This window comes from Clostridium sp. 1001271st1 H5 (genome assembly GCF_005845215.1).
Classification (GTDB): domain Bacteria; phylum Bacillota; class Clostridia; order Lachnospirales; family Lachnospiraceae; genus Enterocloster.
This window is the reverse complement of the sequence record NZ_SPHO01000015.1, coordinates 13257-30010: the sequence shown is the minus strand read 5'-3', so window position 1 is coordinate 30010 and position 16754 is coordinate 13257. Positions and strand designations below refer to the sequence as shown.

At 53.3% G+C, this 16754-nt stretch carries 10 protein-coding genes; 9 read left to right on the top strand and 1 reads right to left on the bottom strand.

Annotated features, from left to right (window positions below; all coding sequences use genetic code 11):
- Positions 1–3: 3 nt before the first annotated feature.
- From FGS84_RS20685 to FGS84_RS20650, 7 genes are all read left to right on the top strand, one after another.
- Positions 4–255 carry a DUF4315 family protein gene (locus FGS84_RS20685; RefSeq protein ID WP_006777707.1) on the top strand — a complete coding sequence of 84 codons (252 nt, stop codon included), beginning with the start codon at positions 4–6 and terminating at the stop codon, positions 253–255.
- Complete coding sequence (locus FGS84_RS20680) at positions 245–997, top strand: DUF4366 domain-containing protein (RefSeq protein ID WP_050005934.1); 753 nt, start codon at positions 245–247, stop codon at positions 995–997. Before FGS84_RS20685 ends, FGS84_RS20680 begins: the two co-directional genes overlap by 11 nt.
- Positions 998–1144: 147 nt before the next feature.
- Complete coding sequence (locus tag FGS84_RS20670; RefSeq protein WP_006775894.1) at positions 1145–1843, top strand: hypothetical protein; 699 nt, start codon at positions 1145–1147, stop codon at positions 1841–1843.
- Entirely contained in the window at positions 1830–3938 is a 2109-nt protein-coding gene (locus FGS84_RS20665) for a type IA DNA topoisomerase (protein WP_006775893.1), read from the top strand. Before FGS84_RS20670 ends, FGS84_RS20665 begins: the two co-directional genes overlap by 14 nt.
- Complete coding sequence (locus FGS84_RS20660) at positions 3935–4216, top strand: hypothetical protein (RefSeq protein WP_006775892.1); 282 nt, start codon at positions 3935–3937, stop codon at positions 4214–4216. The genes FGS84_RS20665 and FGS84_RS20660 overlap by 4 nt, the downstream gene beginning before the upstream one ends.
- Before the next feature lie 2 nt (positions 4217–4218).
- Positions 4219–7587 carry an LPD28 domain-containing protein gene (locus FGS84_RS20655; protein ID WP_006775891.1) on the top strand — a complete coding sequence of 1123 codons (3369 nt, stop codon included), beginning with the start codon at positions 4219–4221 and terminating at the stop codon, positions 7585–7587.
- A gap of 1 nt (position 7588) precedes the next feature.
- On the top strand, positions 7589–7804 hold the full coding sequence (locus tag FGS84_RS20650) for a transposon-transfer assisting family protein (protein WP_002576226.1): 216 nt from the start codon (positions 7589–7591) through the stop codon (positions 7802–7804).
- 552 nt (positions 7805–8356) lie between these two features.
- Here the strand turns inward: FGS84_RS20650 and FGS84_RS31245 are convergent.
- Positions 8357–8668: a hypothetical protein gene (locus FGS84_RS31245; RefSeq protein WP_182434872.1), complete on the bottom strand. Its 312-nt coding sequence runs from the start codon at positions 8666–8668 to the stop codon at positions 8357–8359.
- On the opposite strand from FGS84_RS31245, the gene FGS84_RS31240 reads away from it, so the two are divergent.
- Positions 8655–9011: a TnpV protein gene (locus FGS84_RS31240; protein WP_080552315.1), complete on the top strand. Its 357-nt coding sequence runs from the start codon at positions 8655–8657 to the stop codon at positions 9009–9011. The genes FGS84_RS31245 and FGS84_RS31240 overlap by 14 nt on opposite strands.
- A 41-nt stretch (positions 9012–9052) precedes the next feature.
- Positions 9053–16753 carry an SNF2-related protein gene (locus tag FGS84_RS20640; RefSeq protein WP_347563861.1) on the top strand — a complete coding sequence of 2567 codons (7701 nt, stop codon included), beginning with the start codon at positions 9053–9055 and terminating at the stop codon, positions 16751–16753.
- Position 16754: the final 1 nt, after the last annotated feature.

The window sequence follows — 16754 nt, the reverse complement described above, 5'->3', positions numbered from 1 at the left end:
ACGATGGCAAAGAACAAAATTGAACGCATTGATCAGGAGATTACAAAGGTCCACAAGAAGATCGCAGAATATCAGGAAAAGCTCAAGGCGCTGGAGGCACAGAAAACCGAGGCAGAAAATCTGGAGATCGTCCAGATGGTGCGCGCACTGCGTATGACCCCGGCTCAGCTGAGCGCCATGCTGTCCGGCGGCACAGTTCCCGGCAGATTGGCTGATGACAACAACGAACAGGAGGAAAACAGCTATGAGGAATAAACGATTGCTCCGAACACTTTCCGCCCTTTGCCTGACGCTGGTGCTGGCATCGGGCTTTACTGTTCCCGCTTTTGCCCAGGGCGCAGCGCCGCCCCCGGCAGAGGATACCACCAATGACAGCAATGTGGTGGTGGAAGAAACGGAAAAAGCACCTCCGCTGACCCCGGATGGCAACGCCGCTCTGGTGGATGATTTTGGTGGCAACAAGCAGCTCATTACCGTTACCACCAAGGCAGGCAACTATTTTTATATCCTGATCGACAGGGCCAATGAGGATAAAAAGACTGCTGTTCACTTTCTGAACCAGGTGGATGAAGCGGACCTGATGGCGCTGATGGAGGATGGAAAACCCAAAGAGGAGCCGCCTGCGGTGTGCAGTTGCACGAAGAAATGTGAAGCAGGGGCAGTCAATACGGCCTGTCCGGTCTGTGTAACTGATAAGAGTAAATGTACGGGAAAAGCACCGGAACCTCCGGCAGAAACATCGGAGCCGGAAAAAGAGAAGCCTGCCGGACTGAACCCGGCTGCGCTGATCCTTCTGCTGGCTCTGCTGGGCGGCGGTGGCGTATTTGCCTACTTGAAGCTCGTTAAGAATAAGCCTAAGACCAAGGGCAATGACAGTCTGGACGATTATGATTATGGTGAGGAAGATTCCGAGGAATGGGAAACCGAAGATGAGGAAGTCCTTGAGGATGGTTTTGAGGGTTCTGACCCTAATGAGGAACGCGATAGAGCAGATTGAACCATTTGAGCGTAGCGTATTTCAAATCATTGCGGGATAAGGGACAGAGGACAGGGAGAAATTCCTGTCCTCTGCTGCTCTACTCACTCTCTTACTGTAAATCCACACCCAAAATCAGCACATGGTCAAAGAAAGGAGGACCTCACAATGAACACATGGAACTGGTTATTACACTTTCTGATTATTTTTGATCTGGTCGCCTTCGGAATTTACTTTGGAGGAGACATTCTTTTCACTGCTATCAGCAAAGTTCAAAAAAAGTCAAAGAAGGACGATGACTTGGATCTTTATGATTTTGAAATTGAGACCGCACCCCAAAAGCGCTCTTTATGTGTGGACTCAATCCGAATGCTTTATTCTGGTGAGATAGATGAATTTGTGGAAAAGGAACTGTTGCCTGATGCAGCGGAGACCATGAACGCTTTATCTGAAGCTGAAAAAACAGCAGTTAGCCTGTTACTAAAAGCTTATATCGGTTTTTTGAGCGAAGAAGTAACGGTAGATGAACAAAGTTTTCCCATGGTTAAGGAACTGTTGTCTTATACACAGGGCAGCAAAGAAGATGGTGAAAAAGATGCCATAGATTGTCTGATGGAAGATACGGTCAGCAGAACCCACAGACATCGAGAATATTACAACAATTATCAACGCTATCAACTGATGCAGGTGGATAAAGAGCGTGTGATTATGGCCTGCAATATCATAATCAATGATTTGATTGGCAGGTTGTACCGATATGATTATCGCTTTGGCTATGACATTACACTTGCCTCAGAACACAGCATTGCAAAAAAACTGTCTGATAATTGGCAGAATGAATGGGAGGCTGAAGATGATGAGATATAAACTGGTAATCGCTGAAAAACCATCGGTTGCACAAAGTCTGGCTGCGGTAATCGGTGCAACTGCTCGTAAGGATGGGTATCTGGAGGGTAACGGCTGGCGTGTCAGCTGGTGCGTGGGCCATCTGGCTGGTCTTGCGGATGCAGACAGTTATGATCCCAAGTATGCCAAGTGGCGATATGATGACCTGCCTATCCTGCCGGAGCATTGGCAGATGGTGGTGGGAAAGGATAAGAAAAAGCAGTTTGATATTCTCAAAAAGCTGATGAACGCCCCAGATGTGACCGAAGTGGTAAATGCCTGCGATGCCGGACGCGAGGGCGAGCTGATCTTCCGCAGCGTCTATGAGCTGGCAGGCTGCCAAAAGCCGATGAAAAGGCTCTGGATTTCTTCAATGGAGGACTCCGCCATAAGGGAGGGCTTTGCAAACCTGCGTCCAGGTGTAGATTATGATGGACTTCGGAAAGCTGCTCTCTGCCGTGCCAAGGCCGACTGGCTGGTAGGGATCAATGCCACAAGGCTTTTTTCCGTGCTGTACCACCGCACCCTCAACATCGGGCGCGTGATGTCCCCAACGCTGGCACTCATTGTCCAGCGAGAAGCTGAGATCGACACATTTAAGCCGGTTCCTTTTTATACCGTGGCGCTGGAGCTGCCCGGTCTTACCGTATCCGGGGAGCGCATAAGTGACCGAGCAAGCGCAGAGCAGCTGAAAGAAGCTTGCCAGGATGCAGCTGTCACAATCAAAAAGGTGGAGTGCAAGGAAAAGTCTGAAAAGCCGCCTGCCCTCTATGATCTGACTACTCTGCAAAGAGATGCCAATCGCCTGCTTGGATTTACAGCCCAGCAGACCCTGGACTATCTGCAAAGCCTGTATGAAAAGAAGCTCTGCACCTATCCCCGTACTGACAGCCGCTATCTGACCAGTGATATGGCAGACAGCCTGCCGGTGCTGGTGAATCTGGTTGCCAATGCTATGCCGTTTCGCAAAGGGATCGCCATTACCTGTGATCCGCAGACGGTCATCAACGATAAGAAAGTAACCGACCACCACGCAGTAATTCCCACCCGAAATCTCAAGGATGCAGACCTTTCTGCCCTTCCTGCGGGAGAAAAAGCAGTGCTGGAGCTGGTGGCCCTGCGTCTGCTGTGCGCCGTGGCCCAGCCCCATATCTATTCGGAAACCGTTGTGATTGCAGCGTGTGCCGGTGGGGAATTTACCACCAAAGAAAAAACGGTGAGGCACCCCGGATGGAAAGCACTGGAGGACGCTTACCGTGCCAAAACGAAGGATGCAGAGCCGAAAAAAGAGGGTGCAGAGAAAGCCGTGCCAGAGCTGACTGAAGGACAGACCCTTTCGGTTTCTGCGGCAATCGTCAAAGAAGGCAAAAGCAGTCCGCCCCAGCACTTTACGGAGGACACCCTGTTGTCCGCGATGGAGACTGCCGGAAAAGAGGATATGCCGGAGGATGCCGAGCGAAAAGGTCTGGGGACACCGGCCACTCGTGCCGGTATTTTGGAAAAGCTGGTATCTGCCGGTTTTCTGGAACGAAAAAAGAACAGGAAAACGGTGCAGCTTCTCCCTTCCCACGATGCAGTCTCCCTGATCACAGTCTTGCCGGAACAGCTGCAATCGCCGCTTCTGACTGCCGAGTGGGAGTACCGCCTGGGAGAGATCGAGCGCGGGCAGCTTGCCCCGGAGGAGTTTCTGGACGGGATCAGCACCATGCTGAAAGATCTGGTGGGAACCTATCAGGTCATCAAGGGGACTGAGTACCTGTTCACGCCGCCCCGCGAAGTGGTGGGCAAATGCCCCCGCTGCGGCGGTGATGTGGCGGAACTGCAAAAAGGGTTCTTCTGCCAGACAGAATCCTGCAAATTTGCCATCTGGAAAAACAGTAAATGGTGGGCCATGAAGAAAAAGCAGCCTACCAAGGCGCTGGTGACAGCGCTGCTCAAGGATGGCCGGGCAAGGCTCACCGGCTGCTATTCCGAAAAGACCGGCAAGACCTATGACGCTACGGTGGTTCTGGAGGACGATGGGCGGTACGCCAACTTCAAGCTGGAATTTGACCGGCAGAAAGGCGGTGCAAAATGAAGCTCTCCCTTTATGAACAGGAAACCATTCTCCTCTACAATCAGGCCGAGGACACCGCCGAAGTTTATACCCATGACCGAAAACTGATGGAGAAGCTGACCCGCCTTTCCAAAAAGCACCCGGAACAGGTCTGCAAAAAGGATAAGCACAATTTTACAGTCCCCAAACGCTGTGTGTCCGTCCGAGAGCCATACAGCGCCGAGCGCCGCAAGGCTGCCAGTGAACGGGCCAAGGTTGCCGGGTACAGGCCGCCCATCCCCAAACCGAAAGCTGATTGACGATGGGCGCAAATGTATTTGAGACGGTCAAGCAGTCTGTCACCGTCCGGGAAGCCGCAGAACGATATGGGATTGAGGTCAAAAGGGGCGGCATGGCCTGCTGTCCTTTTCACGATGACAAAAATCCCAGCATGAAGCTGAACGAAGAATATTTCTACTGTTTCGGTTGCGGAGCCACCGGCGATGTGATAGACCTGACCGCCCGGCTCTACAACCTGTCCCCCAAGGAAGCCGCCGAGAAGCTGGCGCAGGATTTTGGCCTGATCTATGACAGTCAGGCCCCGCCCCGCAGGAACTATGTTCGCCAGAAAACCGAGGCACAGAAGTTTCGGGAGAACCGGGACCATGCCTTTCGGGTTCTGGCGGACTACTTCCATCTTCTCCGCAAGTGGGAAGCGGGCTACACGCCCAAAACACCGGAGGAACCCATGCACCCCCGTTTTTTAGAGGCGGTGCAGCAAAAGGATTATATCGGCTATCTGCTGGATTCTTTTCTGGAGGACAGCCCGGAGGAACAAAAGCTATGGATCGCTGAACATCAATCAACAATCACCAATTTAGAGAGGAGAGTGAACATCATGGCTGATAAGCCCACCAACCGAGAGCGGCTAAGGGAAATCACAGACGGCATCGAGCAGGGCATCAAGGAACTGTTTGAGAGTGAAAAGTATATGCGCTATCTGTCCGTTATGTCCCGCTTCCACCGCTATTCGGTAAACAACACCATGCTCATCTATATGCAGAAGCCGGACGCCACTTTGGTAGCCGGATACAATAAGTGGAAAGACCAGTTTGAGCGTCATGTTAAAAAGGGAGAACATGGCATTACCATCATCGCCCCCACACCGTACAAGAAGAAAATCGAGGAGCAGAAACTGGACCCGGATACCAAGGCTCCGATTTTGGATAAAGACGGAAAGATCATCACAGAGGAAAAAGAAATCGAGATCCCCATGTTTCGCCCGGTCAAGGTCTTTGATGTGAGCCAGACTGATGGGAAACCTTTGCCGGAGCTTGCTTCCTCCCTTTCCGGAAATGTGCCAAATTATGAGGCATTTATGGAGGCCCTGCGCCGCAGTGCGCTGGTGCCGATCACTTTTGAAGCAATGGCCGCCGATACGGACGGCTATTTTTCTGCCGATCATCAGAAAATTGCCATTCGCCAGGGCATGAGCGAGGTGCAGACGGTTTCGGCCACGGTTCATGAGATTGCCCACAGCAAGCTCCACAATCAGAAAAAGATTCAGATTGCCAATGACGAGCAATATCAGGAGATCGAGCTGTTTGATAAACCCGGTCTGTTCTCCAATGGGCGGATTGTCCGTGATAATCTGCCGGAGGGCGTTTATTGCTATGACCTGCGCGGTTCTGACTACGACCCCGGAGAGCAGGTCTGTGTAGAAGAACGAGTGGTTGTAAACCATGCAGGTTCCGTTCTGCTGACAGAGCCGTTGGAGCTGGCGGAAGATGGACGCCTGATGCTGACCGAGGAAGAAGGGCTGAATTTTGTTGGCGGCTTTTCTACCCTCGCCCAGTTTTTGCAAGAACAGAGGAAAGACCGCCACACGGAGGAAGTGGAGGCTGAAAGCATCTCCTATGCAGTCTGCAAGTATTTTGGCATCGAGACCGGAGAAAACAGCTTCGGCTATATTGCAAGCTGGAGTCAGGGCAAGGAACTGAAAGAGCTGAGAGCCAGTTTGGAAACCATCAACAAGACCTCCGGCACTTTGATCTCTGACATTGAGCGCCACTATAAGGAAATCTGCAAAGAGCGTGGAATTGACCCCAATGCAAAAAAAGAGCCGGAAACCGCCCCGATAGAGCAGCCAACCGGCAATCTGACTTACTATGTGGCAGAGTGCATGGAGTTTCCAAACCTCGGAGAATACCACGATAACCTGTCTTTGGAGGAGGCGGTCCGCATCTATCAGGAAATTCCGGCAGAGCGAATGAACGGGATCAAAGGAATTGGTTTTGAGCTGAAAGACGGAAGCGACTATGAAGGACCGTTTCCGATTTTGACCGGGCAGACCATTGACCTGGACACTATTCAGGCAATCGACTATTACCGTGACAATCCGCTGGTACAGAAAGCGGTAAAGGAACTGGCTGCGACCATGCCGGAAATGGAGGTACTGGGGGCGGATGCCAACCAGCAGGAGGCTTTGTTTCTGATCAACGATACTACCTATCTTCATATCCAACCTTGTGACAGCGGATGGGACTACACTCTTTACGATGCTGCGTCCATGAAAGAGCTGGATGGTGGTCAGCTGGATATGTCGGAGCTTTCCCGCAAAAATGCAGTTCTCCAGATTTGTGATGACAACAATCTGGACAGCACTTCACTTAGACACGCTCCTATGTCCATGATTGAGACCTTGCAGGAAGCGGCCTATCAGCAAATGCAGGCAGAGACCAGTCAGATGATTGCTTCTTCCCAGTTGCCGGAGGCACAGGAGCAGGCACTGGATGAATACCCCATGCCGGATGAGCAGGTCTCCACACCGGATATGCAGGAATATGGCTACTCCTATGATGGGATGCTCCCTGTTACCAGAGAACGGGCGCTGGAACTGGATGCCGCCGGTTTGACCGTCTATGTGCTGCATGAGGACAATACGGAGAGCATGGTGTTTGACCCGCAGGAAATCATGGATCATGGCGGTCTTTTCGGTGTGGACCATGAGGAATGGGAGAAAAGCCCTCAGTTCCACGAAAAGGTCATGGAGCGTCAGGAACATCAGCAGGAACGCGAACAGGCATTTCTCTCCCAGAACAGAGATTGCTTTGCCATCTATCAGGTAAGTCGTGACGATCCGCAGAATGTGCGCTTTATGAATCTGGATTGGTTAAAGTCCCATGACATTTCCATAGACCGCAGCAATTATGACCTCATTTACACAGCTCCTCTGAGGGAGTCTGGCACTGTGCCGGAGCAGCTGGAAAAACTCTATCAGCAATTCAATCTGGAAAAGCCCGTGGACTTTCACAGTCCCTCCATGAGCGTCAGCGACATCGTTGCAATCAGACAGGACGGTAAGGTATCCTGTCATTACTGTGACAGCGTTGGTTTTACCCAGATCCTCGGATTCCTGCCAGAAAACCCGCTGAAAAATGCGGAAATGATGCTGGAGGACGATTACGGCATGATCGACGGTATCATCAACAATGGCGCAAAAGAACCTACGGTGGCAGAGCTGGAACAGCAGGCCCGAAGCGGTCAGCCCATTTCCCTGATGGACTTGGCTGATGCCGTTCATCGGAAGGAACGGGAAAAGAAAAAGTCCGTCATGGAGCAGCTGAAAGGCCAGCCCAAGACAGAACACAAAAAGACAGCACCCAAAAAGAGTGCGGAAAGGGAGATTTGATATGGGAAACTTTACTTTTGAGGAAATGAACCTGATGTGCATTTACAATACCGGCAGCCGTACCGGACTGATCGACAGCCTGCGTGAGATGCGCGGCGAGCTGGCCCCGGAGGAAACCGAGCTGCGGGAGTTGACAGACAGCGCACTGGGCAAGCTCCAGGCCATGAGTGATGCCGAGTTTGCCGAGCTGGAGTTGTACCCGGATTTTGACCAGTAAACACCATAACCGCAGGGATGGGGTGGCAAATTGCCACCCCGCCTTTTTACCCCAAAACTGAAAGGAGGACAGAACACTATGCCAACCAAAGCTGAACTATATGCACAGATGGCGGACAAGGTGGCAACACAGCTCACGGGGAGCTGGCAGGAATGGGCAGGGTTTCTCACTACTGCTTCCCGCCTTTACAAGTACCCGTTCCATGAGCAGCTGATGATCTATGCCCAGCGACCGGACGCCACCGCCTGTGCGGAGTACGATTTGTGGAATGAAAAGATGGGCCGTTATGTAAGGCGCGGTTCCAAGGGAATCGCTCTGGTGGATGATTCCGGGGACAGACCTCGCCTGCGTTATGTCTTTGACATTTCCGACACCGGAACCCGTGAACATTCCCGCACTCCCTGGCTGTGGCAGCTGGAGGAGCGCCATCTGGATTCCGTGCAGGCCATGCTGGAGCGCACCTATGATGTTTCCGGTGAGGACCTTGCCGGACAGCTCACGGAGGTAGCCGGAAAACTGGCCGAGGAATACTGGACGGAGCATCAGCAGGACTTATTCTATATCGTTGACGGTTCCTTTTTGGAGGAATATGATGAGTATAACATCGGAGTGCAGTTCAAGGCAGCCGCCACCGTCAGCATCACTTACGCTTTGATGTCCCGCTGTGGACTGGAGCCGGAACGCTACTTCGACCACGAAGATTTCATGGCGATCTTTGATTTCAACACCCCGTCCACCATCGGGGCGCTGGGAACAGCGGTCAGCCAGATCAACCAGCAGGTGCTGCGGCAGATCGGCGTTACCGTCCGAAATGCAGAGCGCGAAGCCAACCAAGAAAGGAGCAAGCAAGATGAACAATCCCATGACCTACATCCAGAACGGAGACTATCAGATTCCCGACCTGAAGCTGAGCCAGCAGCCGGAGAAATCCCTGGGCAAGTACGGCAGGATGAGGAAAACCTACCTGAAGGAACACCGTCCCATCCTCTACAACCAGATGTTGCTGAGCGAGAAGCTGTATCCGCACCTCATCGAGATCGACGAGACCGCCCAGAGCAGACTGGAACAGATGATGCCCCAGCTGGCGAAGGAAGCGGGAGCCACCGAGGAACTGAAAGCCAGCGATCCCATGAAGTGGGTGGGCCTGATGAACACCTGCAAAGCCCAGGCAGAGGAGATCCTGATGGTGGAGCTTATCAACAGCTGACCCTAAACCTGTTCCTCTCCGAAGCGGAGCAGATCCAATCCATAGATGAAGCAGAGAATGTAGCGCATACATCCTCTGCTTTTTCTTTTGCCCAAAATGATATTGACCATGTGCTGCGTTTGGGCGGCAATACAGACCGCCAGAGGGAGCGTGTGGTTGTAGCCTTTGAAAAGCAGAAAACCACCGCTGAGATTGCCGAGATACTGAAAACGCTGTACCACGGCGGCAATGGCCTTGGCAGCGTGAGCGCATGGTATGCCGAGGATGGTATCCATCTTTCCCACGGGAAGTCTGTCCGTTATGACAGGTCTGCCCAGGTCATTTCCTGGGAGAGTGCCGCAGAGCGCATCGGGGAACTTTTGGAAAGTGGCCAGTTTGCCTCCAATGTGGAGCTTGCAGAAGCGGCAGGCTATGAACGCTCCCTCCTTGCAGAAAAACTTTGGCATCTGTACCACGATTTCAGCGATAAAGCCAGAGATTCCGGGTATCTGTCCTGTCTGTCCGGTATTCAGAGAACCGGGTTCCCGGAAGAAACTGCATGGCTTGCCGAGCAGCTGAGTGACCCGGCTTTCCGCCAAACCCTAAAGGAAGAATACGCTGCCTTCTGGACTGCCTATCAGCAGGACCGTGACCTGTTGCGCTTTCATTACCATAGGCCAAGGGAAATCTGGGAGAACCTGAAGGATCTTGACCTGCCACGCAGAACTTTTTCTTCGGACCTTTCCCAAGTGCCAACCGTCCAGCATTTCATTACCGAGGATGAGATCGACGCCGCCATGACCGGCGGAAGCAGTTTTGCCGGAGGAAAAGGCCGTATCTATGCGTTCTTCATGGAAAACCATACGGATAAGGAAAAAGTGAGATTCCTTAAAGACGAGTATGGCATTGGCGGACGCTCTCATGCCCTGTCCGGCGCAACACACAGCGGCGAAGATCACGACGGGAAAGGACTGCACTATAAAAAGCAGGACTGCCCGGATGTTCACTTGAACTGGGAAAAGGTTGCCAAACGCATTACCTCTCTTGTCCAGAAAGGCCGCTATCTTACCGAACAGGAACAGGCGCAGTATGACAAAATCCAGGCTGAAAAGGAACTGGCAGAAGAAGATGCCATCCAAGCCCAGCAGCCGGAGGTGGAGGAAGAAACGCCAAAGCCTACCCTTCGGGAGCAGTTTGAGCAGTATAAGCCTGTGGTGACTGCCGCTATTTCCGAGGATGCCGCATACCGCAATGCCTGCGGTCATTCTGACCATGAAAATGCTGTCATCGAGGGCAATGCCGCTGTGCGCCGTGCGGTCCTTGGTTCTAAGGATATGGAGCTGATCCGCCTCTATTCGGATGTGCCGGAGTTCCGCCAGCGTCTGCACCGGGAAGTGATCGACGAAACCTATCCAAAGCTCCATGAGCTTCTGCGCCCTCTTTCTCAGGAAGATATTGATACTGCCCTTTGTGCATGGAACGGCAATATTGAGAGTAAACACGCTGTCGTCCGCTATATGAAAGATCATGCAAGAGAGAAAGATACCGCTGCATGGCTGGCTCAGGAATACGGCGGCAGCAACAGCCTGTTCGTTGTCCGTGCCGGAAGCCCGGAGGAAACGCAGCTGCCCTGGCCGAAGGTACAGCGCCGAATCGCCCAGCTCATTCAGGAGGACCGGTTCTATACCGAAGAAGAACAGGACCGTTTTGACAATATCGACCCCATCGCCATCCGGGAAGCCCTGGAGGAAAGGGGCATCGTCAACGGCCAGGTGGCAGACTCGGAAAAACTGGACAATGCCCCATTTATCCAACAGGTGATGTCAGATGCCGAGACAGAGCAGACTTCCGAAGTTTCCATTTCCGATGAGGAATATGACGCAGTTCGCCGCCCAATTCCGCAAAGAACCTCCTATGACCCTGCCGCCCCGGTTTATGCTGTGGGCGATACCGTGTATATCGAGGATGACGCCTATCAGATCACCGAGCTGCGGGAGGACACCGTACAGCTTCTGCCCACCGGCATGGTATATCCCATCTATCGGGCAGAGCGCAAAGAACAGTTCGAGCAGCTGCTTCGGGCAGACCGCCGCAATGCTTACTATACCGAGCTTCTTCCCATTGACCCGGACAAGGCAGATCAGGACTTGCGGGATGTATTGTCCCATGGACTGATGGATGAAGCAGATAAAAAACAGGTTTCCACGCTGCTGCAATCCGGCAGGAGCAACAGTGAGATTGCCTACTGGCTGAGCAGAGCCTACCCTCATGAGATTGAGACCCTGAATCTGGAGACCGGCGATATTGCCGATTACCGTACCACGGCACAGGGCATGGAGCTGGAAGTCCTGGACGCAGAGGAAAAGCGTTTGGCTGTGCTGTATTTCCGCTGGGATGAAGTTGCGCCTTTGCTGCGCGGGATGTATGCCCGTCAGATGGATGGCTTTGGACAGGAACAGCCCCAACCGTCTACCGAATCCCCGACCTTCCATTCCGAGACCGTGGCCGTCTATCCGGGCGATAAGAACAATCTGCCTTATGATGTGGTGGTGGAACGGCTGCATATCGAGGAGCCGGAGCCACCAGCCCCTGTGACTGAGTCGGAGAAACTCTTTGAGGAAGTGCTGGACGAACACCCGGTTTCCATTCAGGTCAATGGCCAGTGGCAGACCTTCCCCAATGCCAAAGCTGCCGAGGAAGCCTCCTATGAGGAATACAAGGCCAACCTGCGCCGCAATGCACAAAACTTCCGTATTACCGATGAGCATTTGGGCGAAGGCGGTCCGAAAGCCAAGTTCCAGGCAAATATCAATGCCATTCGTTTGCTGAAAGAGCTGGAAGCTGCCGGACAGCAGGCAAGCCCGGAACAACAGGAAGTCCTATCCCGCTATGTGGGCTGGGGCGGTCTTTCTGATGCCTTTGACCCGGAGAAACCGGCATGGGCTTCCGAGTATGCCCAGCTGAAAGAGCTGCTGACCCCGGAGGAATATGCCGCCGCCAGAAGCTCCACCCTCAACGCCCATTACACCAGCCCTACGGTCATTCAGGCCATCTATGAAGCGGTGGGCCGTATGGGATTTGAGACCGGAAATATTCTGGAGCCATCTATGGGTGTGGGCAATTTCTTCGGTATGCTGCCGGAGGAAATGCGAAACAGTCGTCTGTACGGTGTGGAGCTGGACCCGGTTTCCGGGCGCATCGCAAAGCAGCTCTATCCCAAGGCGGACATCACAGTAGGCGGCTTTGAGACCACCGACAGGCGTGACTTCTTTGACCTTGCCATCGGCAATGTGCCTTTCGGTCAGTATCAGGTCAATGACAAAGCCTACAACAAGCTGAATTTTAGTATTCACAACTACTTTTTCGCCAAATCACTGGACCAGGTGCGTCCCGGTGGTGTGGTGGCTTTTGTAACCTCCCGCTATACCATGGACGCCAAGGATTCCACCGTGCGCCGCTATCTTGCCCAGCGTGCCGAGCTGCTGGGAGCTATCCGTCTGCCCAATGACGCGTTCAAAAAGAATGCCGGTGCCGAGGTGGTATCGGACATCATCTTCCTCCAAAAGCGGGACCGCCCGCTGGACATTGCACCAGAGTGGACGCAGACCGGCATTATCAGGGTTCCCGCAAAGTCGCAAGACTTTGTGGGAGAAGGAGGAGCGACGGAGCAAGCGAGCTTTTCGCCGCAAGGCGGAAACGAGCAGGCGCAGTCCGCGACGACGCAGGATGGGTTTGCCATCAACCGGTATTTTATCGACCATCCGGAAATGGTGCTGGGCAGACAGGAGCCGGTAAGCACTGCTCATGGTATGGACTACACCGTGAACCCTATCGAGGGACTGGAGCTTTCCGACCAGCTGCATGATGCGGTGAAGTATATTCATGGCACTTATCAGGAGGCAGAGCTGCCGGAGCTGGGCGAAGGCGAAGCCATTGACACCTCCATTCCTGCCGACCCAAATGTGAAGAACTATTCCTATGCCATTGTAGACGGGCAGGTGTACTACCGGGAAAACAGCCGTATGGTGCGCCCTGACCTCAACGCCACCGCCGAAGCCCGTGTAAAAGGTCTTGTGGGACTGCGTGATTGTGTGCAGGAACTGATCGACCTTCAGATGGATGCAGCGGTTCCGGACAGCACCATTCGGGAGAAGCAGGCGGAACTGAACAGCCTCTATGACAGCTTTTCTGCCAAATACGGTCTCATCAATGACCGTGCAAACCGTCTGGCCTATGCAGACGATTCTTCCTATTACCTGCTCTGTGCGCTGGAAGTCATCGACGAGGACGGTAAACTGGAACGTAAGGCAGATATGTTCACCAAGCGTACCATCAAGCCCCATCAGGCGGTGGCTGTGGTGGATACGGCAAGTGAAGCACTGGCGGTGTCCATCTCGGAAAAAGCCTGCGTGGATATGGACTATATGAGCCAGCTTACCGGAAAAACAAAAGAAGAACTGGCCGGAGAGCTGCAAGGCGTAATCTTCCGTGTACCGGGACAGTTGGAGCAGGACAGAACGCCCCATTATGTGACTGCTGATGAATACCTCTCTGGCAATGTACGCCGAAAGCTGCGTCAGGCACAGCGGGCAGCACAGCAGGACCCGGTTTATGCAGTCAATGTGGAAGCTCTTACCGCCGCCCAGCCCAAAGACCTGGATGCGTCGGAGATCGAGGTGCGTCTGGGCGCTACCTGGATTGACAAGGAATATATCCAGCAGTTTATGTATGAGACCTTTAATACCCCGTTTTATCTCCAACGCAGTATCGAGGTCAACTATTCGTCCTTTACCGCTGAATGGCAGATCAAGGGAAAATCTTCTGTATCCTACAACGATGTGGCAGCTTATACCACCTATGGGACCAGCCGCGCCAACGCCTACAAGATTCTGGAGGATTCCTTAAACCTGCGGGATGTCCGCATCTATGACACCATAGAGGACGCAGACGGAAAAGAGCGCCGCGTGCTGAATGCCAAGGAGACCACCCTGGCGGCTCAAAAACAGCAGGCGATCCGGGAAGCCTTTAGGGACTGGATCTGGAGAGACCCGGAGCGCCGCCAGACTTTGGTGAGCCAGTACAACGAGGAAATGAACTCTACCCGTCCCCGTGAATATGATGGCAGTCACATCACTTTTGGAGGCATGAACCCGGCCATTACCCTGCGGGAACACCAGAAAAGCGCCATTGCCCATGTGCTGTATGGAGGAAATACCCTGTTGGCACATGAAGTAGGCGCAGGCAAAACTTTTGAAATGGTAGCTGCTTCGATGGAAGCCAAACGCCTGGGACTGTGCCAGAAATCTCTCTTTGTGGTTCCAAACCATCTGACAGAGCAGTGGGCGTCGGAGTTTCTGCGTCTCTATCCTTCTGCCAACATCTTAGTCACCACCAAAAAGGACTTTGAGACCCATAACCGCAAGAAGTTCTGCGCCCGTATTGCGACCGGTGACTACGACGCCATCATCATGGGACACAGCCAGTTTGAGCGTATCCCCATCAGCCGGGAGCGTCAGGAACGGCTTCTCTATGAGCAGATCGACGAGATCACCGAGGGCATCGCAGAGGTGCAGGCCAGCGGCGGCGAGCGTTTTACCGTCAAGCAGCTGGAGCGTACCAGAAAGTCTCTGGAAGCCAGACTGGAAAAGCTGCAAGCCGAGGGGCGAAAAGACGATGTGGTAACTTTTGAGCAGCTGGGGGTAGACCGTTTGTTTGTGGACGAGGCCCACAACTACAAGAACCTGTTTTTATACACAAAAATGCGAAATGTGGCTGGTCTTTCCACATCGGACGCGCAGAAATCCTCCGATATGTTTGCCAAGTGCCGCTATATGGACGAGATCACCGGAAATCGTGGTGTGATCTTTGCCACCGGCACCCCGGTCAGCAACTCCATGACCGAGCTTTACACCATGCAGCGTTATCTTCAGTATGAACGCCTGCAAGAGCTGAACATGACCCACTTCGACTGTTGGGCTTCCCGATTTGGGGAGACCGTCACAGCATTGGAGCTGGCCCCGGAAGGCACCGGCTACCGGGCAAGAACGAGATTCAGCAAGTTCTTTAACCTGCCGGAGCTGATGAACCTGTTCAAAGAAGTGGCTGACATTAAGACTGCCGACCAGCTGAATCTGCCTACCCCGGAAGTGGAATACCACAACATCGTGGCGCAGCCTACCGAACATCAGCAGGAAATGGTCAAAGCTCTTTCGGAGCGTGCATCGCTGGTACACAGCGGAACTGTTGACCCGTCCCAGGATAACATGCTCAAGATTACCTCGGATGGCCGCAAGCTGGGGCTGGACCAGAGGATCGTCAACCAGATGCTGCCGGACGAACCTTGCACAAAGGTCAATCAGTGTGTGGACAACATCATGCAGATCTGGCGGGACGGCAAAGCTGACAAGCTGACCCAGCTGGTGTTCTGCGACATTTCTACACCACAGGCCAAAGCTCCTGCAAGCAAGGCGGCGAAAACGCTGGATAATCCACTGCTTCACGCATTGGAAGACGCTGTGCCTCTGCCGGAACAGGAACCGACCTTTACGGTATATGACGATATTCGTCAGAAACTCATTGCTCAGGGGATGCCTGCCGACCAGATCGCTTTTATCCATGAAGCCAATACCGAAGTGCGGAAAAAGGAGCTGTTCTCTAAAGTCCGTACCGGTCAGGTTCGTGTCCTTTTGGGCAGCACCGCCAAGATGGGCGCAGGCACCAATGTGCAGGACCGTCTGGTGGCACTTCATGACCTGGACTGTCCGTGGAGACCGGGAGACCTTGCCCAGCGCAAGGGCCGTATCGAGCGCCAGGGTAACCAGAATCCTCTTGTCCATGTGTACCGCTATGTGACCGAAGGAACCTTTGACGCATACCTCTGGCAGACGGTGGAGAATAAGCAAAAATTCATTAGTCAGATCATGACTTCTAAATCGCCGGTACGCTCCTGCGATGATGTGGATGAAACCGCCCTCAGTTTTGCAGAGATCAAGGCTTTGTGTGCCGGAGACCCACGTATCAAAGAGCGTATGGATTTGGATGTGGAGGTATCCCGCCTGAAGCTGATGAAAGCCGACCACCAGAGCAAGCAATATCGTCTGGAGGACCAGCTGCTCAAATACTTCCCGGAGGAGATTGAAAAGCACAAGGGCTTTATCAAGGGCTTTGAATCCGATCTGGAGGTTTTGGTAGCGCACCCGCACCCGGAGGACGGTTTTGCTGGTATGGAAATCCGTGGCGATCTGCTGACCGATAAGGAGAACGCCGGCGCAGCCCTTTTGGATGCCTGCAAGGAGGTTAAAACCTCCGATCCGGTGCAGATCGGCAACTACCGGGGGTATGCCATGTCCGTGGAATTTTCCGCTTGGAAACAGGAGTATACGCTCCTGCTGAAAGGACAGATGACCCACCGGGCAACCCTTGGTACAGACCCTCGCGGAAATCTTACCCGTATCGACAATGCCCTTGCTCAGATGCCCCAGCGTCTGGAGTCGGCAAAGGCACAGCTGGATAACCTCTGTCAGCAGCAAGCTGCGGCAAAGGAGGAAGTCGGAAAGCCATTCCTTTATGAAGAAGAACTGAGATGCAAAAACGCCCGTCTGGTGGAGCTGGATACCCTGCTCAACATCGACGGAAAGGGACAGGCACACACCGAGTCTGTTGTTGCCAAAAGTACACGGCCTTCGGTGCTGGATAACCTAAAACGCCCGGTGCAACCCCGCAGTACAGACAAGAAACCAAAACAGCATGAGGAGGTGCGATAAC

Bases quoted from the DNA above. Each gene is read 5' to 3' on its own strand.
- FGS84_RS20685 (WP_006777707.1), top strand. From the start codon at position 4: ATGGCAAAGAACAAAATTGAACGCATTGATCAGGAGATTACAAAGGTC.
- FGS84_RS20680 (WP_050005934.1), top strand. From the start codon at position 245: ATGAGGAATAAACGATTGCTCCGAACACTTTCCGCCCTTTGCCTGACG.
- FGS84_RS20670 (WP_006775894.1), top strand. From the start codon at position 1,145: ATGAACACATGGAACTGGTTATTACACTTTCTGATTATTTTTGATCTG.
- FGS84_RS20665 (WP_006775893.1), top strand. From the start codon at position 1,830: ATGATGAGATATAAACTGGTAATCGCTGAAAAACCATCGGTTGCACAA.
- FGS84_RS20660 (WP_006775892.1), top strand. From the start codon at position 3,935: ATGAAGCTCTCCCTTTATGAACAGGAAACCATTCTCCTCTACAATCAG.
- FGS84_RS20655 (WP_006775891.1), top strand. From the start codon at position 4,219: ATGGGCGCAAATGTATTTGAGACGGTCAAGCAGTCTGTCACCGTCCGG.
- FGS84_RS20650 (WP_002576226.1), top strand. From the start codon at position 7,589: ATGGGAAACTTTACTTTTGAGGAAATGAACCTGATGTGCATTTACAAT.
- FGS84_RS31240 (WP_080552315.1), top strand. From the start codon at position 8,655: ATGAACAATCCCATGACCTACATCCAGAACGGAGACTATCAGATTCCC.
- FGS84_RS31245 (WP_182434872.1), bottom strand. From the start codon at position 8,668: ATGGGATTGTTCATCTTGCTTGCTCCTTTCTTGGTTGGCTTCGCGCTC.